Here is a 24,346-nt window from a genome sequence, read left to right as displayed (position 1 = left end):
TGGCGGCATGGTCAGACGCAAGAAGGTGAAGAGGAAGCGCCCCGTCTTCGGCATTCCGAAGGGGATCGTCCTGCTGGCGACGCCGGAGGGCTGGCGCACCAGCATCCTCACCGTGGAAGGCGGAATGCTCTGCGGCCGCCTGGACGTGCCCACCGGCACCGGACCGCAGGAAGCACGGGCCGCGGCGGCGGTGATGGTGAGGGAACTCGCGCGCCACTTCCACGACACCGAGACCGAGGTGAAATGGGATCCGCCCCGGGAGCCCTGGTCATGGACCGCCCGGATCACCCCCACCGCCGGGAACGCACCTGCTTCGCCGGACACCGAAGACTGAACCGAACGGCAGACCCGGGCAGGGCTCAGGGCCTGCACAGCCGTACGGCGAGGGCGGCGATGTCGTCGTCGAGACCTCCTCTGCTGTAGTCGAGAAGGTCGCGGTGAAGGGCCGTGAGCAGCTCACGGGGCGGTGTCGGGGGCTGTCGGCGCATCCAGGCCGCCAACGGGAAGAACTCGCCGTCGCGGGCGCGGGTCTCGGCGATCCCGTCGGTATAGAGAAGCAGCAGGTCATCGGGGGCGAAATCGAAGGTGTCGACGTTGTAGTGGTCGCCGATCAGCTCCGCGAGACTCAGCAGCGCCGAAGGATTGGTGGGCTCCAGGAAACGGACCTTCCCGCCGTTCAGGAGCAGCGGCGGGGGATGCCCGCAATTGAGGATGCCGATACGTCTCCCCTCGTGCGGGATCTCGACGAGAAGGGCGGTGGCGAACCGCTCCATCGGCCCCTCGGGTGGAAAGGCGGCGTTGTAGCGGGTGCTGCTGGCATCCAGCCGGCGCGCGACGTTGACCATGTCCTTCTCGCTGTAGGCGGCCTCCCGGAAGGCATTGACGATCGCCGCGGCCGCCCCCACCGCCGGCAGGCCCTTGCCCCGCACGTCACCGATGAGCAGCCGCACCCCGAAGGGCGTGTCGACCACCTCGTAGAAGTCCCCGCCGATGCGTGCCTCGGCCGCGGCCGCCAGGTACAGCGCCTCGATCTCGATACTGCCGAAGCGGCGGGGCATGGGGCTGAGCACCACCTGCTGCGCCGCGTCGGCGACGAGCCGGACCTGGAAGAGGGTGCGCTCCCGCTGGAGCCGGACGTGGCTTCCGTACGCGGCCGCCACGGTGACCGCGATGATCCCCGAGGCCGTCCACCACGTCCCCAGATCGGGGAAGACGAAGCCGAGGCCGATCATCAGAAGGAGGCAGACCGTCCCGAGCAGAACGGTGGGAAGCACCGGCCACATGGCGGCGGCGAGGGCCGGCGCTGCGGGCAGGAGACGGCTGAAGGCCATTTCCGGAGGAGTGGCGTAGGCCAGGCTGGCGATGACGACGGTCAGGATGACCGGCGACAGCCGCACAAGTCTTCCCGGGCCGGGGCGCCGGCGGAGCCGCGGCCGTCCAGACTCGATCACACTTCACAGAATATCTACGTAATGAGGGCATAGCGCTCTGACGATCAGAGCCGGCCGCCTGCCCCGGATCGCGGGGCCGCCCGGCCGCCGGCCGTCGCATCGAGCCCTGCAGGCAGGCCGACCAGGCAAAACGCCTGACATCCGCCCCCCGGCCCCCGGGCGGAGCCCCGGGGTTTCCGCAGACCGGAAACCCCGAAGCCCGCCCCGGAACCGGAGCCCCGGCGCGAGAACCCGGACGGGGCTCCGGCCCCACCGCGGAAATCCGACCCGCGGCCAGCCCCACGACGTCCACGCACACCCGGTCCGCTGCGTACCGGCCCGGAGAACGTCCGTACCGGCCCGGAGAACGACGACGCCGGGCCCGACGGCCCCAGGCAGCCGCCCACGGCCCGCAGGCCGCCCCGCACAGCCCCCGCGGCGCTCCGCGGCCGCGAGCGGGCCGGCGAGGGGGCCGGCGAGGCGGCGACAGGCCTGGGTTCAGCGACGAGGCCCGAGCGTCGGCAGCCCACCGGAGACCGTCCGCACACTGCGGCCCGTGCTCTTCCTGTCCGCGGCCCGTCTCGCGGCAGGCAACGCACCGGCCATGCTCCGCAGCCGGCCCGCGGCTCCTGTGTCGCCGGCGCTTTCACACGCGGCAGCAGCACACCGCATGGCGGCCTGTGTCTGCCGCACCAGAAGGTCCCGGTGCGTCTCGAGGAAGCCGGTGACGCGCACAGCACCGGGAGCTCCGCGAACACACAGATGCAGCCGCTCCGGCCGGCCCGGCGGGGCGGGGGCGACGTAGAGGCGGGCAGTGCTCTCACCCGTGGCGATCGCACCGATCGCCGCAAGCGTCTTCTCGTCGCCGGGCATGAGGACACGCTCGTACCGACCGGGACTGCAGGGAGTCAGCGACGCTTCCGCCACCTGCCGGCCGCTCCATCGCACGCGCATCCCGACGCCCGGCTCCAGAGGAATTCCGCGGCGGGGACGACAGCCGAGAGGAGTTCGCGGGCCGCGCCGCGGATCGGCACGTATGTCAGGCGCAGGCGCAGGCGCAGGCGCAGGCGGTCGGCGGCGGGCGCGCGGGGAAGGCCGGGACCGCCCCGTTGCCGGTGCCGTCGTTGTTCAGCTCTTGCGGGTCAACGGCTGCCCGGCGAAGCGCACCCCTGCCAGGCCATGGGCCATGAGGTTGCGGATGTTGCTGTGATCGGTGTCGTTCGGCGTTGCCAGCACGCTGCGGTAGTGCTCGCCGAACGCCTGCAGTGCTTCCTGGTCGCTCAGTCCTTCCAGCAGGGCCAGTGCCAGCGTCTTGCAGGAACCCTCGTTCTCACCTGCCGCGTTTTCCTGTTCACCGTTGCGGAATGCCTGCGGCTGGTATTCGAAATGCGCGGTGACGAACGCCAAGGTGTCGGCGAACTCGTGTTCACCTGACGCCAGGCTTGCCCGCAGCGGGTTCAGATCGGTCATGTCGGACTCCTTGGGTTGAACAGACGCTCCGATTGCCGTCCGTGACCGGGGGACGATACCCCCCTTCAGCCAGCCGGCAGGAATCCCGCCACATACCGAAACGCGCGGCATCTCCGCAGGTCACGATGTGTGCGCTGGTGTGCCCCGCCGAGAGCCGCTTTGGGTCCGGGCACGCACCGTCCAGGCGTACCGGGACGCCCCGCACGCGTGGCCGGGGTCGGACTCTCGAGGGCCCCCGCTCCTCTCCGGAGCGTCCCGTTGGCCGTCAACTGCGGAGCGGGCAGGCCGCACGGAGCTCTCACGTACGCCGGTCGATGGTCACCGAAGTGCCGGAACTAGCCTGTGTCTGCGCCGGAACATGCCGCTCCGGTATATCGCGCGAGGTGGGGGACGTATGGGCAGGACCGTGGGCTGGGGCCGTGGCGCAAAGTGGGCTGCGGCCGCGGCACTTGTGACCGCAGCCGTTGCCGGAGGGGTCGCCCTGATGGCGGCCCCGGCCGAGGAGTACCCCGCCGGCGACGGCTGGATCCGGGAACCGGCGTCGTCGAAGACCGCGCTCCGCGCCGCACGCGACCCCTCGCGGGCCGCGGTCTCGGCGGAACTCGCCGCCGCGGCCGCGGCCGCCGGGATCCCTGCAGGCCCGGTCCCTACCTCGGACGGGGGCGGGACGGCCGACTGCATCGCGGACTGGACTGGCGACGGCCCCGCGGACGAGGCCCGACTGGCCGCCCTGGAGACCGCCTTGGAGGCACGCGGCTGGCAGGTCATGGCCCGCCGGGAGGGTCCCGTCCCGGGAGTGGCCCTGAGCAGCGGCCCCTGGCGGCTGGAGCTGCACAACGGAGGCCTCCTGAACACCGCCACCCTGGTCGCCAGGCGCATCACCGAGTCCTGCGACGAAGCATTCCGTCGCGAGGAGGAGACCCGGGGGCCACGAGGCTGACCGGCCGGGCAGGTCAGCCTCGAACAGGTCTCCGGCCCGCCGCTGCCCACCTGTTCCAGAGCGTCTCCCCTCACCGGCCGCAGGTCATTTCGGCGAGCAGCAGGGCCGGCAGGACGCCGGGGGAGTGGGCCCCCAGGATCGGCGCGGCCTGCTGGAGGCGGTGCTGCTCGTGGGCGGGCAGGGACAGTGCCACGCAGGTGGCCTTGCCCAGGGTTCCGACGGAGTACGCGACGCACACGGTGCGCCGGTCTGACGAACCTCTCGCGGTACGCCGTGAAGTGTCGGACCATCAGTCAGTGGGGCATGTCACGACGGGGGAGGCCGGTATGTCGCAGGGATGGAAGATCACGGTCATCGTGCTGGCGACGGCCGGCATTCTCTCCACACCGTTGCTCTGGCTGCTGGACAGCTCCGACGCGGGGCAACTGGCCGGGGCCTCCGTCCAGGCCGCTGCCGGCATCGCGGCCCTGGTATGGGCGCTGTTCCAGACTCCGGGAAGCCGCACGGACGACGTGGCCGTCCGGACCGGACGAGCGCGGGCCGACGGCGGGGGCCATGCAGTTACCGGGGTGAGGCGTCCGGCAGGTCGGGGCGGTGGATCGGCGAATGCGGACCGGACCGGGAACGCCTCCGCCGACGGCGACGGCAGCGGCGCCGTCAGCGGGATCGACTACAGCTGACCGGCCAGGCCACAGCGCACCCGCACGACACAAGCCGCAGGGGGACGGTTGGGTGACCAGGAGAGACAAGCGTGAGCGAAGCGATCCGGACGCTGCCGATGCCCGGGTGGCCGTGACCGGCACCGGGAATGCCACGGCCGCATCCGGGGCGACAGCCGTGACCGGCTACCGCGGCCCGGCACCAGGGACCGGCGGTTTCCCCGACCTTCCGGCACGGGTATCAGGGACCGGGGATGCGAACGCCGCCGAGGGCGCCTTCGTCAACACCGGCTACATCGGCGAGATGAACGTCGACAAGCTGAACATGGTGCAGCAATGCACGCCCCGGGAGCCGGCCGCCTGGCCGCATCAGGTCGGCGTGATCCCCTCCCGAGCGAGGTCCTTCCAGCACCGCGCCGAAGCGCAACACCTGCACACGGCGGTGGCAGACGGCGGCACGGCCCTGCTGTGCCGGGTCCTGACCGGCATGGGCGGGGTGGGCAAGACCCAACTGGCCGCCGACCACGCGCACGCAGCGTGGCAGGACGGCGCGGTGGACGTGCTGGTGTGGGTCAGTGCCGACGGCCGCTCGGCGGTGGTCGCCGGGTACGCGAAGGCGGGTGTCGAGCTGTGCAGAGCCGACCCCAATGACGCGGAAGGTGCCGCCGTCTCGTTCCTGGCCTGGCTGGAACCCAAGCCCGAGGTGCGGCCCTGCCGCTGGCTGGTGGTGCTGGACGACGTCGCGGACCCGTCGGACCTGCGCGGCCTCTGGCCCCCGGCCAGCCCGCACGGGCGCGTCCTGGTCACCACTCGCCGCCGCGACGCCGCCTTGGCGGGCAACGGGCGTCGTCTGATGGAGGTCAGCTTGTTCACGCCAGCCGAGGCAGTCGCATACCTGAGCGAGATGATGGCCGTCCACGGCCGCACCGAACCCGATGACCAGCTCGCTGCGCTTGCCGCCGATCTGGGGAATCTGCCGCTGGCCCTGGCCCAGGCCGCTGTCTACCTCGTCGACTCCGGCATGACGGTCGCGGCGTACCGGGCCCTGCTCGCCGACAGCGCCACTGCACTGGCGGACGCCGCTCCGGACACCCTGCCCGATGACCAGAAATACACTGTTGCAGCCGCTCTGACCCTGTCCCTGGACCGCGCCGACACCCTCCGCCCCGGTGGTCTGGCCCGTCCTCTGCTCCAGTTCGCCGCCTTCCTCGACCCCAACGGCATCCCTGGCGCCCTCCTGGCCAGCGCCCCTTTCCTTGACCACCTGAGCGCCCAGCGCACGTGCACCGGCCCCACCGACGCCTCACCCACCCCGCTCTCGGTCACGGCCGACGCTGCGGGCGCCGCACTTCGCGCCTTGCACCGGCTCCACCTGGTCGAGCACACTCCCGACACCCCCTACCAGGCAGTCCGTGTCCACCAGCTCATCCAGCGTGCAGTCTGTGGCACTCTCACCTCCGACCAGCGGGACGCGTTCGCTCGCACCGCTGCCGACGCCCTGACCGACGTGTGGCCCGCCATCGAACGCGACACCAATCTCGCTCAGGCCTTGCGTGCCAACGCCACCACCCTCACCCACCACGCTGAGGACGCCCTCTACCGGCCCGGCGCACACCTTGTGCTGTACCGCGTCGGCCGAAGCCTCGGCGAGAGCGGACAGGCCGCCGCCGCCCGCGACCACTTCCAACACCTCACCGACTCCGCTTGCCGCTTTCTCGGCCCGGACCATCCCGACACCCTCGCCGCCCGCTACCACCTCGCTCGGTGGCGGGGCCGGGCGGGGGATACGCCAGGAGCCGTGGCCGCGTTCGCCGCACTGCTCGATGACCAACTGCGTGTGCTTGGCGCCGACCACCCCGACACGCTCACCACTCGTCACAACCTGGCGCGCTCGCGAGGCGAGGCGGGGGACGCAGCCGCGGCCGCCACCGCCGAACTGCTCGAGGATCAGCTGCGCGTGCTGGGCCCGGACCATCCCGACACCCTCAACACCCGTCACGGCCTCGCCCGGTGGCGAGGTGAGGCGGGGGACGTGGACGGCGCCGTGGCCGCGTTCGCCGCACTGCTCGATGACCAACTGCGTGTGCTTGGCGCCGACCACCCCGACACCCTCACTACCCGCCACGGCCTCGCTTGGTGGCGGGGCCGGGCGGGGGATGCGCCGAGTGCCGTAGCCGCGTTCGCCGACCTGCTTACCGATCGGCTGCGGGTGTTGGGCCCGGACCACCCCGCCACCCTCACAACCCGGTACAACCTTGCATGGTGGCTCTGGGAAGCGGGGGATGAGCAGGCGGCGGTCGAAAGCACAGCCGCGTTGCTGGTCGACCAGGCGCGGGTTCTGGGGGAGGACCATCCCCAGACCGTGCACGCCCGAGAGAGCCTTGCCCGGTGGCGGGCGGAGATCAAAACTGGGGGCGGGAACCGGGACGCCAAGTCGACATGAAGCTGCATCCGATCGGGGTCTCGCGGTGTCCGCGCTGCAGCTCGCCACCGACACCCGGATCGGCTACCGGCGCACCTCCTTCAAGTACGGGAATGCCGGCGACATCCCGGCCGACGGCTGCAACACCCGCGCCGAGGTGCTCCTGGCCGAGGCGGTCGTGCAGGAGGTCGCTGCTGCGTCCGCCGGCCTCCGGGTACCGTCGCGGGCAGGCCCGGAGCTGTTGAAGGTAGCTCCGGGCCCTGCCGTGCGTGCGGGTCGTGTCGGACGATCTCCTCCGCCGGGATCCCCCGGCGTCGGTGGACCTCGTGCATGATCTCGCCGATGTAGGTGGCGGTCTCTACCGTTCGGGTGCGGGCGGGGCTTCGGAAGGGCTCTGCTCGGCGTGCCCGCTCCGGGGGCGGTGGTGCCAGGCCGCGTACAGGCCGGCCAGAGCGGAGGCGTAGCCGGCGAGAGCCTCGGGGGAGACACGGCCGACGAGGACGAGGACGACGCCGGTCGCCAGGACCGCCAGGAACACGGCGAGATCTACGGGAAAGCTGCCACGCGGGGGACGACGGCTCGGCACGATGGTTCTCCTCAGTACATGGAAGGTCGCAGGACATCACCGCCGCCGCTCTGCCGCTGAGGCCGTGCCGCGGGGTGTGGTTCGAGCGTCACGTCCCGGCAATGGGTGCGCCAAGGGAAACGATCTTCTTTCCGCAACTGTCAACCGGGAGAACAGGCATGACGGGTGTTGCCGAGGAGGGAACCGGCGGCGAAGCCACCGCAGGCGCAGGGCCCCGGCCCGGCCGCCGACCACTCAACCCGCTGAAACCGGAGGTCTTCAGGAACCGTCCGCACAAGCTGGCGCTCGTCCGGCACCTCCGGTCCCTGATCGACGCCGCGGACCTGGCCAGCAAGAACGTCGCCCCGGGCGCGGCCATGAGCGCCTCGACCCTCTCTAAGAACCTCTCGGGCGACCGGCTTCCCCAGCGCTCCACGGTCGAGGCGATCGTCCAGCTCTGCGGGGCGAGCGACGAGGTCCGGTCCCTGTTGCTGCGCCTGCACACCGCGGCCCTCGGAGAGGTGCACCCGGCCTTCGCCGAGCGCCTGGCGATGGCCGACGCCTACGAGGAGACCGTCCTCCTCCATGACCGGGTCCAGGCCCGCCTGGAGGAGGTCATCGGCGAGCACCGCCGCCGGCAGGCCGCTTACGACGACCTCCTGGTCCGGCACGAAGCGACCGGCCAGGCCCTCACCGCAGCCGAGGACGAACTCCGTACCCGGCAGCATGACCATCAGCAGGAGACCGCCCGCCTGAACGCCCTGCTCCAGGAGGAACAAGAGGCTCGCCGACGGGACCGCACCGCCTTCGACGCCCGCCTCGACCGGGCGCGAGCCGACAGCGCGGAGCAGCTACGGGCCCGGGAGACGAAGGAAGCGCGCCTCGGCCAGGACCTGCTCGCACAGGAGAACGAGATCCAAATCGTCCGCGGGCTGCTGGAGGACTCGGCCGCCGAGGCGACAGCCCTCCGGCAGGAACGCGACCGCCTACGCGTCGAGTCCGCCCGGCTGCGCGAGGACCTGGTGAGCCTCCAGGCGGAACTCGCGGCAGCCGGAGCCGGCCAGGACGAACACGTCGAGGACCTGATGCTCGCCCCGGCACAGCAGGCCGTCGGCCGGGTCCTCGACCGTCATCCCGCCCCGCGGGAGGACGGCGAAGAGACGGGGCAGCCGCCGGTTGCCCGGGACGCGACCCAGGCCGACGGCGGGGCCGGCATCCCGGTGGCCGCCCATCCGAAGCCGCAGCTGAGAGACCGCGTCGACAGGCTCCAGCTGGCATCCTGGGGCGCCTTCGTGGTCGGCGTGGTGCTCTTCGGCATCGGACTGTTCCAGTACACCGGGCCGGTGCTGGAAGCCCGCCTGACGGCTGCCGGAGGGTGGTTCGTCGGCAGCGGAGCCCTCGTGCTCTTCGTCGGGTTCATCCTCACGGCTGTACGCGACGCGAGGTACTGCTCCGTCGACCCCACCGACTACGCATACATGTATGACCTATGACTTATGACCTCCTCGAAGGCGTGAGCGGCCCCGGGGTTGGGCTCCGCCCGGGGATGCTGGGGCCGCCCACGGCCGTCGGAGGCTGAGGGTGTTGTTCGGTCTGGTCCACGTCGTCGCGGCACGGGGTGCAGCAGCGGAATTGCCTGTGATCCTTCCCCGGTTCGCGGCTTACCGGTACATCGCCATCGTGGGTGTCGCCAAGCCGCTGGTTCCTGCTCATGCTGAGAGTCGTCCAACAGAAGAACCTCGCGGGCGGCCGGCCGTCGAGGGATCCCGCCCGGACATCGACGCTCGAAGCGCCCTGCCACCACTTCCGGCCCGCCCTGCCCGTACTGATGAACCGCGAAGCCAACCGCCGAGGTCAGTAGGTGTTCATGTACCAGATCGTGCCACCGAAAAAGATCGGAAGAGTGAACGCCATCTGCAGCACCCAGGGCACATCCGGCCCCTCGTCATCAGGCTTGGCCGGGTTCTCCGCACGCCACGTCATGAAGCTGCGCATGGCCTTCCAGTGCCCCACGACCCCCAGCGCGATCCCCAGGGTTATCCCGCAGTAGACGGGAAGTATCTCGCTCAGAGACCACTCTTGCTTGACGCTCGAGGCGGTGAGCACCACGAACCCTGCCACCGGGCCGCATGACACCCAGAGCTTTTGCCGCCAGTTCACCATCCCGGGGAACAGCGCGGCGAGATACACAACCACACTGATCGTGGCGAACAGCCACCACAGGGGAGAAGACTGGTCCGGCATCAAAACCCTTTCATCTAGCCTCGCGACCATGGCCCGAAGGTTCCCCACCTCGCCCGCAACGGCCATCTGGCCAACCGGCCCAGCGGCGCAAGATCCACAGGACAACCCTAGTCGCCCGCTGATGACAAAGATCAGGAAACTGCCGGACGGTCTACCCCTTGACCTGCAGCTTCACGTTGGCGGAGCCCACTGGCCAGGCACCCGCCACCGCCTAGACCGCCTTTGATCAGGGCTGTGAGCGCGGCGGCCATGCGGCGGCGCGCGGACCACGGGCGCCGGGCAGCGGAGCGTCGGCGGGCCGGAGGCCGCTCGTCCGGCAGCCCAACAGTGTGGGAGGTGGCCTCGTCCGTCGCGATGGGCTGCTCTTTCCCGGCTCCGCGTTCCCGCAATCGCGGCCCGCGTGCGCCACCGAGTTCACCCACGTCCTGGACAGCCCGGCGGGGCGGATCGGAGCGCCTGTTCGCACCTTGTTCTGGCGGCCGGGCCGCCCGGTGGCCGTATGGCTGCGCCGGCGCGGCCGTCCGCAGCCCGTTCGCCGAGCGCAGCCGCTCGAGCCCCTGGACGGTGCTGCCCGCTGACCGGGCATCGGCCGGAGGGCCCGCGGGAATTGGCTGGCAGGTGCATGACGGGATAGTGGGATTCGGGACTACCTTCTTAGGGCTCCGGAGGGGCGGCTGTCCGGACTCGCGGGCCACAGGCGGGCGGTGGCGGTGTCTCCAGTGCCCCGGCTCCGCCGAGGGGCCGGGTCCCCCCCACGCATGAAGGAAGACGACCATGTCTCTGGGCACCTGGCTGAAAGTCGGCACCTCTGCCGCCGCGCTGGTCCTCGCGGCGGCAACCGCCGCGACCGCGGCACCCGCGCCCATACCGGACGCCACCGCAGCGATAGTGACACTCCGATACGACGACAGCCGAGCCGGCGGCTGGGAAGCGGCCATTGCGGCCGGGGTCGCTTCCTGGAACGCGAACGTCAGCAACGTACGGCTGGTGGAGGCCGCGCCCGGGGCCCGGGCCGAGATCGTCATCGTGGCCACCACCGGCTGGCCGCAAGCCACCCTCGGTCCGGTCCGTCCGGGGCGACAGGTCCGAGTCGAACTCGGCGCGCAGGCCGTGAGCCAGGGGTACGACAAGACGCGCATCGCTGCGCACGAGCTGGGCCACAGCCTGGGCCTCCCGGACACCAAACCGGGACCGTGCTCGCAGCTGATGTCCGGGTCCAGCGCCGGGACGGCCTGCACCAACGCCGTGCCCAACGCGACGGAGCGGTCCCGCGTGCAGAACGCCTACGCGAACGGGTTCGCGGCAGCCGTGCCGACCGACGGCCGGGTACTCATCGACGCCCCCTGACCGGCGAGTCGGCGGGTGGGCCGGTGCGGGCTCCGGCTGGGACGGGACTCCGGCCCGCCGGCTGGTGCCGGTGGACCGGGCCCGTGCCGTCGCCGCTTCGCGACCGGGCAGCCTCGGGACTCAGACGATGTTCTTGTAGAGGTTCCAACCGGTACCGAACTTCACCCGGGCGGCGAAGGTCTCGGTACCGGCCTTGCCCGTCGAGGAGTACCGGTACACGACGCCGTTCGGAAGACGGCAGAGCAGGTCGCCCTTGCTGTCGCCGTCGATGTCACCCGGAACGAACAGCTTGTCGTACTGGTCGAAGCCGCTGCCCACCTGCTCCCGGGTGGCGAACGGCGCGGTGGCCGTGCCCGTGCCCTTGAAGAGGAACAGGCGGCCGGAGGCGTCCCGGGCGAGCAGGTCGGGCCGCCCGTCGCCGGAGTAATCGCCCGCGCCGACGAGCGCGTCGTAGCCGTTCCAGCCGGTGCCGACCTTGATGCGCGCGCCGAACCTGGTCACCAGCGCACCGTCGCCGGGATGGAGCCACAGAGTGCCGGCGGAGTCGCGACCGAGGAGGTCGCCCTTGCCGTCGCCGGTGAGGTCACCGGGGCCGACCGTCATGGTGTAGTTCCACGTCGTGCTGACCCGCTCGCCCTGGATGTACAGGTCGCTGCCGATGTTCTGTACGTAGGTCGCGTGGTTGCGGCTGTTGAGACCGGTGGCGTACGTGTTGCGGGAGCCGGGCGTCTCCTTGCCGGCCCAGACCGGCGGCGTCCGGTAGTCGCCGTTGGCCAGGGCGCTGTACTTGGCGAGGTCGTCGTCCGCTTCGGTGCCGAGGTTCTGTCCCTTGCCGTAGAGCGGCGTGGTGCCCGCGCCGACGATGAACTTGTTGAATTCATAGCCACTGCCGAAGTACGCGGGTGCGGCGAACTTGCCGCCACCGACCGACTTGAACCAGTACTCCACGCCGTCGCGGTCGCGGGCGAGCAGGTCGCTCAGACCGTCGCCGTCACCGTCGTCCGAGCCGGTGATCACGTTGTACGCGTTCCAACCGGTGCTGACCTTGACACGGGCCTTGAGCGGGGCGGTGGCGCTGCCGGCTCCCTTGTGGAACCACAACTCACCGCTCAGCGTACGGGTGAGGACGTCGCCCAGGCCGTCGCCGTCGACGTCGTCGGCTCCGACCAGTTGGTCGTAGATCCCCCAGCCGGAGCCGACCTTGACCCGCGTGTTGAAGGGTTTGCTCACGCTTCCGGTGCCGGTGTACAGCCACAGGTCGCCGGCGTGGTCCCGGGCCAGCAAGTCGGGACGGCGGTCTCCGGTCAGGTCGCCGGTGGCCATGACGCGGTTGTAGATCTGCCATCCGCGGCCCGACCAAAGGGGCGCCGACGTGCTCGTCAGGCCGGCTTCGTAGAGCGTGAGGACACCGTCGAAGGAGAGCGAGAGCAGCTCGGCCTTGCTGGTGCCGCCCACGTTGCCCACCGGCAGCAGGTCCTTGAACGAGGCGGAGGGGTCGGGGTCGGTCTTGTAGATCGTGTATTGGCTCCAGGTCGAGATCGACGACAGATAGACGGCCGTGGTCTGGTCGAACTCCATGACGATCATGTCGCTGATGCCGTCGCCGTCGACGTCGTGCCGCGGCTTGGCGGCGGTCGGCGCCGCCGGCCGCACGGCGCGGCCGGGCATGACGACGCTCGGGTACTCGCGATCGCTGCCCGGTGCGGCCTCGGGGACCGAATCCGCCGCCGGGCCGGCCGATGGCCGGGCGGCGGCGGAGTCGGGTATGCCGGGCTGCGGGGCGGCGCTGCTCGGGGCGGCGGCCAGGGCGCTGACGGCCAGGGCCAGTACGCCGCCGGCGGCCAGTGCACTCAGTCTTCCGCGGTGCGATGAAGTCAAGATCCCCCCTGAGGATCGAGCCGGGACCCGCCCGGACACGTCTCGCTGTTTGCCTGGAGACACACATCCACGCGTGAACGGTTCCCACTTCCAGCTGTGCCGGGCATGCCGCGCCATTGACCACGCCGGTGGACTTCATGCGCCAATTCCTTTTCACCCAGGTGTAGTTGATGGGGTGAGGGACTCCGACCGGCGGGTCGGCCGCTGCGGCAGCGGCCGCTACCGCAGCGGCGGCTTCGCCGACGAGATCTCCCTGGTTGGCGCGCGCAAACGGACGGCGGGCAGGAATGCCAGGGTGGCCGGAAGGAGCAGAAGATGCCGATCGCGCCGACGGGGCCGAGGGCCTTGTTGTTGGTCAGGTCGCCGGCGAGGAGCGCGAGGAGGCCGAGGGCTACGGTGGCGGCGCTGGCTGTGACTGCCCCGGCGGAGCGTCGGACGGAGGCGGCGGCTGCCATGCGGTCGCCCGACTCAGGACCAGGACCCGCCCCCAGAACCCGTCCGGGCCGAACCGGTCCGCGCTCTGCACGCCGCCCACCGGGCCCTCGCGGCCGTCGTGGCCCCGCTGGAGGACGAGGACTCTTGGCAGCCCACCGGCTGTACGGGCTGGGCCGTCCGGACCTGCTCTTCCACTGCCTCATGGACTGCCGGCGCGGCCTCGTGGCCCTGCACACCCCGGCCCCCGGACCGGTCGACCGGGACGCCGTCACCTACTGGATCGACTGGCGCCCCGGTACCGAGGGCGCGGCCAACGGCCAACGGCCGACGTCGGGCGCGGGTCACCGCGGGCATGTTCCTGCGCTTCGACCAGTTGCGCGGGCTGCTCGGCCGCCCACACCCGCTCGACCCGCGTCCTTCCCCCTGCTCGGCTGACGGCACCGGTGTTCCTCAGGTCGCCCCGTCCTGTCCGGGAGGCCTGCGGCCGACGCTCGTGGGGCCGGCTCCGAGGAGACCGCGCCCGGTGAGGAACCCTAGGCGAAGGAGAACCAGTTGACGTTGACGAAGTCGGAGGGCTGGCCGCTGTCGAAGGTCAGATAGACGTCGTGGGTTCCGGTGGTGCGGCGGATGTCGGCGGGGACGGTGCGCCAGGCCTGCCATCCGCCGGTATTGGCGACGGCGAAGCCGCCGACCGGGGTGGCTGTGGGGCTGTCGAGGCGGACCTGGACCAGGCCGCTGACTCCGCCGGCGGCCCCGGAAGCGACTCGGGCGTCGAAGCGGGTGGCGCCGGTGGAGCCGAAGGCGACGGCCGAGAACTTGAGCCAGTCGCCGTTGGACAGATGGCCGACGGCGGATCCGCCGCCGCCGTCGGAGCAGGCCTCGACCTGTGCTCCGGACTGGGCATTGAACGCTTCGGCCTGGATGGTGGTGAAGGCGCTGACCCCGCCGCCCGGGGCGGTGGCGGTGGCGGTCGGCGTCGGGGCCGGTGTGCCGCCGCTGGCCACACCGCCGACCGTGATGGTCCAGCGGCCGGGGGTGCCGGACTGCACCTTGCCCTCGAAGTCGACTCCGTCCGGGTGCACGTCGTCGTAGGGGAAGGCGTACCCGAGATGGTCGGGGGTGGTGTTGTGCAGGATGCGGGAGTAGTGGTTGGTGCGCGGCCGGGTGTAGAAGGCGGCGGGCTTCTCCGCGGTCGGCTGGTGGGGGTTGTCCAGCAGGGTGGTGCGGTTGAAGGCGGCGGCGAGCCGTGCGCTGATATTGCCCATCAGGTCGTTGCCCGTGGTGAAGGGCGCGTCGCTGCAGGAGAAGATCGAAAGGGTGGACGGCTTGGCGAAGCTGCCGACCCCGGGGAAGGCGAGGAGGTCGCCGTTCACCCGGCCGGTGACGGTTCCCCAGGTGAACTGGGTGTCGATGCGCAGGTCGGTGGAGCGGTACTTGTTCCACACCTCGTCCACGTAGCCGTCGAAGTAGCCGCGGAACAAGTCGCTGTTGCCGCGGATCGCCAGGTTGGGACTGAGTACGCGCACGTCGCGGCCGCCCGCGGTGACGATCAGCCGGCTCCAGTCGCTGCCGTCGGCGGCGGACTGGGCCCGCAGCGCTGCGGCGACCCGGGACAGTCCGTCGGCGGGCAGCCCGCGCACCGTCTGGGTGCCCTGCCCGGTCTCCAGTTGGAAGGCGATCGGCAGCGAGACCATGTCGACGAACGTGATGTTGGCGTACAACTGGTCGCTGTTGAAGGTGAACTCGCAGAAGTCGTGAGCGATGTTCGCGTTGGGGTCGGTGGGGTTGCTCACCGACGGCAGGGCCAGACCGCCGCCGCGGTTCACCAGGAAGGTGAGCTTCGTGCCGACGGAGAAGTAGATACGGCCGCTGTCCAGGCGCGGCAGCGTCACCCTCCGCGCTCCGGCGCCGGACGCGTTGAGCGGGATGGCACAGTCGGCCCCGAGCGGGGTCTGATCGTTGGCCGGGGCCGGCGGGTGGTACAGGCTGGAGCCGTTGGCCTGGACAAAGGCCCAGGTGCCGCCGGCCGCGGGGTCACGGCCGAGCACATAGGCGTACACCGTGTTGTTGCCGGTGGTGTTCACCAGGTCCAGGGGGAGCGTGGCGGTGGTGGACGCGTTGGCGCTCATCTCGAGCCAGGCTGCCGCGGCGGGCACGGCCAGGGCCAGGCCCGCCGTCACGGCGAGGAGTTTTCTACGGGGCAGGGTTCGCTGGTGGCGAGCCGTCACGGTGGGGGTCCGTTCTTCTTCAGGTCGGGCGGGGGAGCGGTCGGACGCAGGGACGGGGGAGAGGGGAGGGCGGCGGGGCTGGTGGGTCAGCCGACCGTCCACTTCTGGTTGGCGGCGCCGGTGCAGGTCCAGGTCTGCAACCGGGTGCCGTCGGCGGAGGAGTTGCCCTTGGCGTCCAGGCACTTGCCCGCACCGGTGTTGGTGAGGTCACGGGCGGCGGTGTACGTCCACTTCTGGGCGTTGGTGCCGTTGCAGGTGTAGAGCTGGACGACGGCGCCGTCGGCGGTGGAGCCGCCCGCGACGTCCAGGCACTTGCCGAGGGCGCGGACGGTGCCGTCGCCGCCGATGGTCCACTGCTGGGCCGCGCTGCCGGTGCAGTCGTGCAGCTGGATGGGGGTGCGGTCGGCGTCGGAGCCGCCGGCGACGTCGACGCACATGCCGCCGATGCCACGGATCGGGCGTGCGGAGGGGGCGCCGGCGGAGGAGGCGCGGACGTAGTCGACGGTCATCGTCTGCGGGAAGGACGTGGAGGCGTCCGGGCTGCCGGGCCAGTCCCCACCGACCGCCAGGTTGAGGATGATGAAGAACGGGTGGTCGAAGACCCACTTGTTGCCGCCGGTGTCGGCCGGCGTGAGGGTCTTGTACGTGGTGCCGTCCACCGACCAGACGAGGGAGTTCGGGCTCCAGTCGACGGCGAACACGTGGAAGTCGTCGGCGAAGGCGCGGCCGCCGGGCAGGTTGTACGCGGCGCCGAGGCCGCCCGCTCCGGAGTAGCCGGGGCCGTGCACCGTACCGTGCACGGTGCTGGGTTCGCGGCCGATGTTCTCCATGATGTCGATCTCGCCGCTGCCCGGCCAGCCCACGCTGCCGAGGTCGTTGCCGAGCATCCAGAAGGCGGGCCAGATGCCCTGGCCGCGCGGGATTTTGATGCGGGCCTCGAAGCGGCCGTACGCCTGGGTGAAGGTTTTGGCGGTGTTCAGCCGGGCCGAGGTGTATTGGCACTGCCCGTACCAGCAGCCGAGGCCGGCGTCGGTGTTCTTCCGCGCGGTGATGACGAGGTTGCCCTGGCCGTCGAGCGCGGCGTTCGAGGTGCTGGTGGTGTAGTACTGCAGCTCGTGGTTGCCGAAGCCCGAACCGCCGGTCTCGAGCGTCCACTTGGCGGCGTCAGGAGCGCGGCCGGCCGCGCCGTCGAACTCGTCCGACCAGGTCTGCGCGACAACTGCGGCACCCGCGGGCGGGGCCATCGAACGGGTGAAGGACATGAGCACCGCCGCGACCAGGGCGGTGGTCACGAGGAGCACCACTCCGCCGAGAGAGCGGCGACGTGCGCGATGAGCAGCAGCCATGGGCATGGTTCCTTGTCTGAACGGGGGAGGAGAAGGGGGGCGGGCCGGGCGAGCGGTGAAGAGTGACAGGAGGGGTACGAGAGCGCTCTCAAACGTGACGCAATGTCACCCGAGGCAGTGAGTATTACGGAGGGGTAACTGTCATGGCAACGTCAGGCGACACTCCTCGCACGCCTCTGACCTGGGGTTTTCTCTTGTGGCCTTCGGCTTAACGATCTCTTAAGGCTGGCTTGATGCAGAGAGGTGTGAATCGGAGCCTCACGTGATCGCCGGCCGGACGGCCGACGCGGGTACTCCGTGCGGGCGTCCGGACCGCGTGCTCCCGGCCACGCACCCGGCCCCGGCCGACGGTTCCTCGTCCATGCGCCGGTGCCCGGCATCGGTCCGCGGCACACCGGACAGGTCGACGAGCAGCGCCGCCGGCCCCGTACGGGAAGCCGGGCGCCAGGCCCTTCCGGGTGGGGTGCTCGCGCCCGGAAGGACCTGGTGCCGCGCCGACCTCAGGCGTGCGCAGGGCCAGGCGTGTCCAGCGTCAGGCGGTGTGCAGGGTCAGGCCGTAGCGGCCGAGGATCTCGTTGATCGGCTGGAACCACGTCTGGCCGCCGGACGAGCAGTTGCCCCAGCCGCCGGAGGTGACGCCCTGGGCCTGGTCCCCGCTGAGGAACGAGCCGCCGGAGTCGCCTCCCTCGGCGCACACGCTGGTCTTCGTCATCTGGTGGACGGCGCCCTGGCTGTAGTTGACGGTCTCGTTCTTGGCGAGGACGGTGCCGCAGTGCCAGTGTGTCGTGGACCCCGACCGGCAGATCGAGGCGCCCACAGGTGCCTCGGCGGAGCCGCGTACCAGCTGGTCCGGGATGGTGCCCCAGCCGAGCACCACCGGTACGGTCCACCAGCCGTTGTGGATGCCGACGTACGCGTAGTCGTTGCCGGGGAACGAGGATCCCCGGAAGGTGCCCATCGCGGACCCGTCCCAGCCGCGCACGGCGGCCCCCGCCTGCCCGCAGTGCCCAGCCGTCACGAAGCCGCCGTACACGGAGAAGCCGATCGAACAGCGGACGTTGCCGGTGTAGTACGGGTCGCCGCCGACGGTGCCCGCGGCGTAGGTACGGGGCGCCTGCGCCGTCTCGGCGACGGTGACGGGGCCGCCGGCCCGGGCCCGGTCGACGAACGCCCGTACGGCGGGGGTTTCCCGCTCGGTACGTACGACCGTGACGACGACGCTGTTGGTCCGCGGGTCGACGTGCCAGCCGGCCACCCCGGTGGGGGCGCGCAGCGTGTCCAGGCGCGCTTTGGCGCGGTCCAGCGCGGCGGCGCTGTGCCGGACGAGGCGGGTGTCGGCGCCCAGTGCCCGCGCCTCGGACTCCTTCGCGCGGTCGGTCACCGCGACGACGAGCCGGCCGGTGGAAGGCTCGTACCACGAGCCGCCGTACGCACCACCCGCAGCCTGCCGTGCGGCCTTCTCCACGGCCGCGGCGGCCTTTTCTGCGCTCAGCCGTTCCTCGGCCTGGGAAGCGGTGAGCCCGAGGTCCCGGCGCATCGCGTCGAGCAGTCCGGCCGAGGTGGACGGCGCTGCGGCGGACGATGCCGCGGCGGCCTCCGGAAGCGGGGCGGCGCTCGCCGCGCCGGCGTGGGCGGCGCCCAGGCCGACGGTCAGGAGCAGGGCGGCGACGGCGGCGCGTAAGGGGGTGGTGTGTTTCACGAGACCTCCTGGTGTGGGGGATTGAACGCTTGAGAGCGCTCTCAGAGAGTGTCGGGCGCTACGCTAGCCGACCCCATTTGTCAGGTCCATACCAAGTTCTGGTTCCGCCGCGGCGGGACCCGCGGGACCACTCGGTCACCGAGGACTGTCCCGGGCGCCGAGGGCCGACTTCGTCACCGGCCTGACCGACGTCGCGGTCGCGGTCGCGGTCGCGGTTGGGGTCCGGGGCCGCGCCGCGATCGCCCTCGGCCACGAAGGCACCGCCCTGCCGATCGCCGACGTCTTCGCCGACCGGGCCATCGCCCTCAGCGGCAACCAGCCGTCCCTCGGTCTCCTGAACGCGGTGTTCGGCAAGGCCCACACGGCAGCCCTGCGCGGCGACCACCCCACCACCCGCCGGCTCCTCGCCGAAGGCCGGCGCACCCTTTTTCGCTTGTGGGGCACTGTTCTTGAGGGAGCGTCACCCATGTCTTCTGCTTCTTCCTCCGTACGCCGCATCGCCGCCATCGTCCTGGCGGCCGACGCGATCGTCTCGGCCGCGGCGCTCCCGGCGGCTGCCGCGGACGGTGATGACCGTCACCACCAGCAGCGGCCGCGGGTGGAGATCAGCCGGGTCCAGGCCGACAGCCCCGGACGCGACGACCGCTCCAACCGTTCCCTGAACGGCGAGTGGGTGGAGATCACCAACACCACCCGCACCGACCTCTTCCAGGACCGCCGCGACTACGTCTGGGACAACCGCTCCGACACCGCCACCCTGCGCGACGACCGCGGCCGCACCGTCGACAGCGAAACCTGGGGCCGCCGCCGCTAGGTCGTCTCTTTTGGATCTTGTCGGTCGGCCCGCGTCGTCCGGTGCCGTGCATCGCAAGGCGGAGGAGTGCCGTTGTACTGGACGTACTGCGGTGCTCCGACAACGCGGCGAGGTGCGGTGCCGGGCGACGCGGGCCCGGCAAGATCCGAAAGAGACGACCTAACCCCTCGTCACCCGTCGGGTCCCCCGCACCATGCCGGGGATCCTGCGTGACGGGGCCGCACGGGCCGTCGCCTCACCGGGCGGCGGCCCCGCACTGCTGGCCGAGCTGCGGCACCGAAGGCGGATGCCGGTGGTGGCGGTGGCCATGGGGAGATGAGCGCCGGTATCGCTCCCGGGGGCCCGCTTGCCCGTGCCGGTTCGCTGCGAGGGCGGGCGGCTCCGGGAGGGGGCGTTCAGTCGAGAACCGCGAGGTGGCCGGCGGCGCCCCCGCGCCATTCGATCATGAAGAGGGTGGCGTCGTCGCTGGTGTGTCCGCCTCGTGCGCTCTTCAGGGCGTGGGAGAGCCGGCGCAGATCTGCCCGCATCCCCTCCGACGGCCTTTCCCCGAGTCGGTTGACGCAGCGGATGAGGCGTTCCTCCCCGAACTGCTCCCCGCCGGCGACGTGTTCTTCGATGATTCCGTCGGTGTAGCAGAGCACGCGGTCGCCCTGCTGGAGGGTGTGCTCTGTGATCCGGGGCTCCTCGCCGCCGAATCCGACGGGCAGCGTCGTCGCGCTGTCCAGCTGCCGCAGGACCTTGCCGTCGCGGATGAGCAGGGGCGCGGGGTGGCCCGCGTTGACGAGCTCCAGCTCGCCGGTGGTGATGTTCAGGTGCATCAGCTGGGCGGTGACGAAGTGGTCGGGGCCGAACTGCCCGGAGACCGCGTCGTCCATGTAGGTGTACTTCTCGGCCAGGCTGACGAACACGCGCCGGGCATGCCGGTAGGCGCCGATCGCGACGGTCGCCATCACGGCGGCGTTCAGGCCATGGCCCATCGCGTCGATCACGGCCACATGCAGGATGTTGTCGTTGAGGGCGTAGTCGAAGCTGTCACCGGCGACGCGGTAGGCGGGCTCCAGCATGCCGGCCACCGCGACCTGAGGCACGGTCATCGTCAGCGGCGGCAGCAGGCCCCACTGGATCTCCGCGGACACGCTCATCGGCTCCCGGCGCCGGGCCAGGAAGAACTGGTCGGTGTAGGCGTTCTTGGTGACCAGCAGATCAGCGACCAGACCGGCGAGCCAGCGCAGCAGCCGCCGGTCGTCCTCGCCGACATCGTCCAGGGTGAGGACCATCACGCCCACCGTGTCACTGCCGTCCAGCAGCGGCAGGTACATCCGAACGCCGCCGCGGGCTTGCGGCACCTCGACAACCTCCCCGCGCAGGAAGGCCCGGCCAGCCGGAGAGTCGATCACCGGCTGGGGCTGGCTGACGTGCAGCTTCCTGCCCGGAAGCGGCACCAGCAGTTCCTGCGCGTAGTCCTGGAGCAGGATGGAGACGTCGCGGCCTCCGAACCTGCCCACCTCCTCAGCGATCAGAGGGGCGATCAGCTGCGGCGGCAGATGCGGCGCCCGGTCCAGCAGCAGGCCGAGCAGCCGCTCACCGAAACCCTCCGACCGGTCCACGCTCGCCTCGTCCATGGCCCGCCTCGCCACCTCGTACGTACCCGCCCACGCCGGTCACCGCCTCGGCACACCGTGCCCCGGGATAGGGCCGGAGCGGCTCATTGAGCCATGCGCGGCATGTCGGCTCACGCTGACCGCGGGGAAGAGCCCTGCACCGTCCTCTCTCGCCGCGGTCTCCGGAAGAGCAGTCCCACAGGATGAAGGGAGCGAAAGGAGCCGGCAAGTATGCCCCTGCGGCATTGATCGCCAGAACTCACGCGCCACCAGAGCGCTGAAGGGACCAGGCGTGGCCGGACCCTGCGTGGAACTCCCTGACCCACCCGGCCGACGTCTCCTCGCGAGCTGCCCGGCAAGCGGATGCGGGACCATCTGCCTTCTGCCGGTTCGAACGGGCGGTCACGGCGACGAGACTGCCGGCCTGCTGCTGGTCGTTCGCGTACGCCTCACACCGTGTTGGCGTCCAGGCGGAGGCTCCAGCCGACGGGGAGCGTCATTCGAATCGCGCGGTATCCCTGTCTGGTCCCGGTGGTTGAGGGGTTCGGGCCGGCCTGCCTGTTGGTGCGGTTGTGGCCCTGCAGGAGCGCGAGTGCCCCGGTTTCGATGGGTGTCAGGAGCGAGTGCCGGCCTCGCTCCGCTTCATGTAGCCGTCAGGAGGACACCCCGCGTCCGGGTCCTCTGTAGGGCACATGCTGGGATCCTCTGTATCGCCGAAGTCCCCGTAGAGGTAGACCCAAACCGTGCACGTCGGATCCTCGGTGAAGGACAGTCGAAGATCATTGCCGTGTGTGGCGGTCGCGTCGGGGATGTTGAGGCCGTCGCCTTCGGGGCTGGCGTAGAAGGCCCATCGGCCGTTGGACAGGTTCTCGGGGTGGGCGCAGTCAGCCATCGCTTTGACCTTGTCGAATCCCGTTCCAGTGAAGGTGTGTTCCTCCGAGAAGGTCAGGGACGTCCCTGCTGGGCTGGTCCACGTCCCTACCAGCTGCTCCTGCGGAATGTCCGCCGCGTGGATGGCCGCGCCGTACCCGCAGGACGCTGTGAGAACTACCCCAGTCACCGCAAGAACCGTCGCCCGCCATCCACGCATGTCCGCAGACCTCTCCCCAGAGATTGGATGTCCGGCCTGTGGCCGCACCTCAGCATATTTGAACATGCTCAAAAAATGCGGCTTCCCTCGGGGTAGCCGCAAGCGACACCTCCCAAACCGGCCGTACGGCGCGGCTTCGACCGGTGGTCAGCGCGGCGGGGCGGTCGGACGGGCTTCGAGGTAAGCCGGTCCAGTCGGTGCAGGCGCGTCGTCGCCAGTGGGCGGCGGTGACGGGGTGGAGGCCGAGCATCGGCCCGAGGACCGCTGGGGGCAGGTCCTGGGCCAGGGCGACGAGGGCGGTGGCGCGGGCGGGCCGATCGGGGATGTGGTGGGCGGCCAGACGGCGGCCGATGACGGTGGCGGCCCCGGACGCGCAGGTAGTCGACGGTTCGCGGGGCGGCCCGGCCGTCCCCCGCCGTGGCGTCAAGGTCGAGGTGGGTGAGCGGCCGGCCCGTGGCTATGAGGTCGGCGAGCAGACGCGCGGAGCGGGAGTTGTGTAGCCAGTTCAGGACGGTGCCGGGTTCAGGGCACTCGATCAGAGCTGCCCGCATGTGCGCGTACGCACCGCAGCCGTCGTCCGGGACGGTGGAGAACAGCGTGCCAAGACGGTCGCGCACCGCGCATCGGTCGCAGACCCCTTTTACCTGGTAGGAGCGAGGCTCGGCGCAGAAGTACGCCTCGACGTCCTCCGGCGTCCAGTCTGCGGATACGTGCCCGTGAACTCGCCGAACCGACGTACCGGGCTCACGCGATCCGCGAGCGTCTTCGTTGCCAGCAGCCGGCTCCGCTGCTGGTCCTGCCACCCGCGCAGCATGGCGTCGAACATGGCGGGCTCCGGGTCCAGCGCACGGACGTTGCCTGCACGGACCAGCCGGATCGCACCCGGCACATCTGCCACACCCACCCCACACCTCCGACGGTTGCACCTCATGCAACATCGGGCGCCGGATACTCCACCCAGGTCCAGAACCCCACCCCCTCACCTGGGCGAGTGACACCCCCGTTCTCAGACCGCACCGCGCGGCCTGCGGAAGCGGCGGAATGATGCGGCCAGCCCGACTCCGCCTACTTCGAGTCCTGCGCTTCGGCCAGGGGCGCCATGTGGTCGATGTCCGGCGCGGTGGCGGAGGTGACGTCAGCTCGTCGTAGTACGACCACCGGCCGCGCCCGGTCAGTGTGCACCGCGGGCCGACCACCGGCGGTTCGACGGCTTCGGTGATCAGGTCCTCGCGGCGGGTGTCGCAGCCGTCGGTGCGGTTCTCGCCGGCGTTCCGGAGCCTGCCGCTGTGGAACGTGGCCCGGATGTCCTGAGAGCGGTCACCCGACGCGGGCACCTTCGCCAACGCGTGCGTCGGCGAAAGTGTCGGCGCGTTCGTCGGCGCCTTCGTCGAAGCCCTTGCGGAGCAGCCGGACGGCCAGGGTCACCTCCCAGGCGAACACGGGCAGGGCGGCCAGCGACCCCGCCACCGAGACCTGCTCGTAGATCCCGAACAGCACGGCCGTCGCCGAGGCGCAGATCATCGCCCCGCCGACCAGCCCGAGGACCGCGATGTACCGCGGCACGAGCCGCGCGCTGTACATCAGGGCCGCCAGCACCAGGGTGTTGGCGCCCAGCACGAAGTTCGGCCCGAACAGGAACGTCCAGTCGTGAAAGGCCACCAGAGCACGGCCGACCGTGACCAGGGAAGCGTCGTCGGCGCCCGCCGCGCCCTCGGCCTGCCTCCTGAGGGTCACGACCGACAGCACGCCGATGATGCCCATGACGATGACGGCGGCCTCCAGCAGGCGGCCGCAGACGTAGCCGACGGCGGCCCCTCCGTTCCGTTTCCGCAGGACGGGATACAGCACGGCCCCGGTGCCCGTGACCGCCAGGACGAGTACGAATTCGCACAACGCCCCCAGGAACACGCGGGTGTCGGCGCCGGGACCTATGACGTACCCGGCGTCGTGCAGGACGGGGCGGTAGAGCGCGAGGCCACCGATCGCGGCGACCTCGGTGACGAGGAACAGCACTCCCGCGACGACCGCGGTTCTCCTGGTTGAGCTCATGCGGAACAGACCCCCCTCAAAAGGTGTACGGCGTACACCTTGCAGTTGCCGCTCACCCTAGGTGTACGCCGTACACTCGTCAAGGCGGGATGCACCCGCGCCGCCGTCCCGGGAACGGATCGAGGGAGA

Annotated in this window: 20 protein-coding genes and 1 pseudogene; 8 read left to right on the top strand and 13 right to left on the bottom strand. The window is 71.0% G+C overall.

All coding sequences use genetic code 11. From position 1 onward, the window contains the following. Window positions 1-7 precede the first annotated feature (7 nt). Window positions 8-334, top strand: a complete 327-nt coding sequence (locus OG444_RS00255) for a hypothetical protein (protein WP_327260089.1) — start codon at window positions 8-10, stop codon at window positions 332-334. Between the two features lie 25 nt (window positions 335-359). Here OG444_RS00255 and OG444_RS00250 read toward each other — a convergent pair whose 3' ends face one another. Both OG444_RS00250 and OG444_RS00245 read right to left on the bottom strand, forming a co-directional pair. Then, window positions 360-1,397, bottom strand: coding sequence for a PP2C family protein-serine/threonine phosphatase (locus OG444_RS00250; protein WP_327260088.1), 1,038 nt, complete (start codon window positions 1,395-1,397; stop codon window positions 360-362). Window positions 1,398-2,558: 1,161 nt separating this feature from the next. Continuing rightward, window positions 2,559-2,900, bottom strand: a complete 342-nt coding sequence (locus OG444_RS00245) for a HopJ type III effector protein (RefSeq protein WP_327260087.1) — start codon at window positions 2,898-2,900, stop codon at window positions 2,559-2,561. Window positions 2,901-3,384: 484 nt separating this feature from the next. On the opposite strand from OG444_RS00245, the gene OG444_RS00240 reads away from it, so the two are divergent. Continuing rightward, window positions 3,385-3,840 carry a hypothetical protein gene (locus tag OG444_RS00240; RefSeq protein ID WP_327260086.1) on the top strand — a complete coding sequence of 152 codons (456 nt, stop codon included), beginning with the start codon at window positions 3,385-3,387 and terminating at the stop codon, window positions 3,838-3,840. Between the two features lie 70 nt (window positions 3,841-3,910). On the opposite strand, the gene OG444_RS00235 is transcribed toward OG444_RS00240, so the two are convergent. Then, window positions 3,911-4,078, bottom strand: coding sequence for a hypothetical protein (locus OG444_RS00235; protein ID WP_327260085.1), 168 nt, complete (start codon window positions 4,076-4,078; stop codon window positions 3,911-3,913). An 88-nt stretch (window positions 4,079-4,166) separates the two neighbouring features. On the opposite strand from OG444_RS00235, the gene OG444_RS00230 reads away from it, so the two are divergent. Beyond that, a complete protein-coding gene (locus OG444_RS00230) occupies window positions 4,167-4,520 on the top strand; it encodes a hypothetical protein (protein WP_327260084.1) in 354 nt (117 codons plus the stop codon). Window positions 4,521-4,677: 157 nt separating this feature from the next. Beyond that, window positions 4,678-6,942, top strand: coding sequence for a tetratricopeptide repeat protein (locus OG444_RS00225; protein WP_327260083.1), 2,265 nt, complete (start codon window positions 4,678-4,680; stop codon window positions 6,940-6,942). 337 nt (window positions 6,943-7,279) lie between these two features. Here the strand turns inward: OG444_RS00225 and OG444_RS00220 are convergent, their stop codons facing one another. Further along, a complete protein-coding gene (locus OG444_RS00220; RefSeq protein WP_327260082.1) occupies window positions 7,280-7,507 on the bottom strand; it encodes a hypothetical protein in 228 nt (75 codons plus the stop codon). Between the two features lie 158 nt (window positions 7,508-7,665). On the opposite strand from OG444_RS00220, the gene OG444_RS00215 reads away from it, so the two are divergent. Further along, entirely contained in the window at window positions 7,666-8,979 is a 1,314-nt protein-coding gene (locus OG444_RS00215; protein WP_327260081.1) for a helix-turn-helix domain-containing protein, read from the top strand. A gap of 361 nt (window positions 8,980-9,340) precedes the next feature. Here the strand turns inward: OG444_RS00215 and OG444_RS00210 are convergent, their stop codons facing one another. Next, window positions 9,341-9,760 (bottom strand): hypothetical protein, encoded by a 420-nt coding sequence (locus tag OG444_RS00210; protein WP_327260080.1) that lies wholly within the window; start codon window positions 9,758-9,760, stop codon window positions 9,341-9,343. A 744-nt stretch (window positions 9,761-10,504) separates the two neighbouring features. Here OG444_RS00210 and OG444_RS00205 point away from each other — a divergent pair. After that, complete coding sequence (locus OG444_RS00205) at window positions 10,505-11,077, top strand: snapalysin family zinc-dependent metalloprotease (RefSeq protein ID WP_327260079.1); 573 nt, start codon at window positions 10,505-10,507, stop codon at window positions 11,075-11,077. A gap of 120 nt (window positions 11,078-11,197) precedes the next feature. Here OG444_RS00205 and OG444_RS00200 read toward each other — a convergent pair whose 3' ends face one another. Beyond that, on the bottom strand, window positions 11,198-12,955 hold the full coding sequence (locus OG444_RS00200) for an FG-GAP repeat domain-containing protein (RefSeq protein WP_327260078.1): 1,758 nt from the start codon (window positions 12,953-12,955) through the stop codon (window positions 11,198-11,200). A 276-nt stretch (window positions 12,956-13,231) separates the two neighbouring features. Continuing rightward, window positions 13,232-13,419: pseudogene (locus OG444_RS00195) on the bottom strand (MMPL family transporter); the annotation flags it as partial. 115 nt (window positions 13,420-13,534) lie between these two features. On the opposite strand from OG444_RS00195, the gene OG444_RS00190 reads away from it, so the two are divergent. Further along, complete coding sequence (locus OG444_RS00190; RefSeq protein WP_327267070.1) at window positions 13,535-13,825, top strand: hypothetical protein; 291 nt, start codon at window positions 13,535-13,537, stop codon at window positions 13,823-13,825. 98 nt (window positions 13,826-13,923) lie between these two features. On the opposite strand, the gene OG444_RS00185 is transcribed toward OG444_RS00190, so the two are convergent. From OG444_RS00185 to OG444_RS00175, 3 genes are all read right to left on the bottom strand, one after another. Continuing rightward, the gene (locus OG444_RS00185) at window positions 13,924-15,618 is read right to left on the bottom strand and encodes a beta-1,3-glucanase family protein (RefSeq protein WP_327260077.1); all 1,695 of its coding nucleotides are present in this window, start codon (window positions 15,616-15,618) and stop codon (window positions 13,924-13,926) included. Between the two features lie 86 nt (window positions 15,619-15,704). Beyond that, window positions 15,705-16,964: a family 16 glycosylhydrolase gene (locus tag OG444_RS00180; protein ID WP_327260076.1), complete on the bottom strand. Its 1,260-nt coding sequence runs from the start codon at window positions 16,962-16,964 to the stop codon at window positions 15,705-15,707. Between the two features lie 532 nt (window positions 16,965-17,496). After that, a complete protein-coding gene (locus OG444_RS00175) occupies window positions 17,497-18,663 on the bottom strand; it encodes a S1 family peptidase (protein WP_327260075.1) in 1,167 nt (388 codons plus the stop codon). 466 nt (window positions 18,664-19,129) lie between these two features. Between OG444_RS00175 and OG444_RS00170 the strand changes: the two genes are divergently transcribed. Then, on the top strand, window positions 19,130-19,477 hold the full coding sequence (locus OG444_RS00170; protein WP_327260074.1) for a lamin tail domain-containing protein: 348 nt from the start codon (window positions 19,130-19,132) through the stop codon (window positions 19,475-19,477). Window positions 19,478-19,872: 395 nt separating this feature from the next. Here OG444_RS00170 and OG444_RS00165 read toward each other — a convergent pair whose 3' ends face one another. From OG444_RS00165 to OG444_RS00150, 3 genes are all read right to left on the bottom strand, one after another. Continuing rightward, window positions 19,873-21,099: a PP2C family protein-serine/threonine phosphatase gene (locus tag OG444_RS00165; protein ID WP_327260073.1), complete on the bottom strand. Its 1,227-nt coding sequence runs from the start codon at window positions 21,097-21,099 to the stop codon at window positions 19,873-19,875. 592 nt (window positions 21,100-21,691) lie between these two features. Next, window positions 21,692-22,234 carry a hypothetical protein gene (locus OG444_RS00155; protein ID WP_327260072.1) on the bottom strand — a complete coding sequence of 181 codons (543 nt, stop codon included), beginning with the start codon at window positions 22,232-22,234 and terminating at the stop codon, window positions 21,692-21,694. 1,251 nt (window positions 22,235-23,485) lie between these two features. Continuing rightward, on the bottom strand, window positions 23,486-24,217 hold the full coding sequence (locus OG444_RS00150; RefSeq protein ID WP_327260071.1) for a DUF4386 domain-containing protein: 732 nt from the start codon (window positions 24,215-24,217) through the stop codon (window positions 23,486-23,488). Between the last annotated feature and the right edge of the window lie 129 nt (window positions 24,218-24,346).

This window comes from Streptomyces sp. NBC_01232 (assembly GCF_035989885.1).
In the GTDB taxonomy this organism is placed as follows: Bacteria; Actinomycetota; Actinomycetes; order Streptomycetales; family Streptomycetaceae; genus Streptomyces.
Note: the sequence above shows the minus strand (reverse complement) of the source record. Positions and strands in the feature narration are given on the sequence as shown.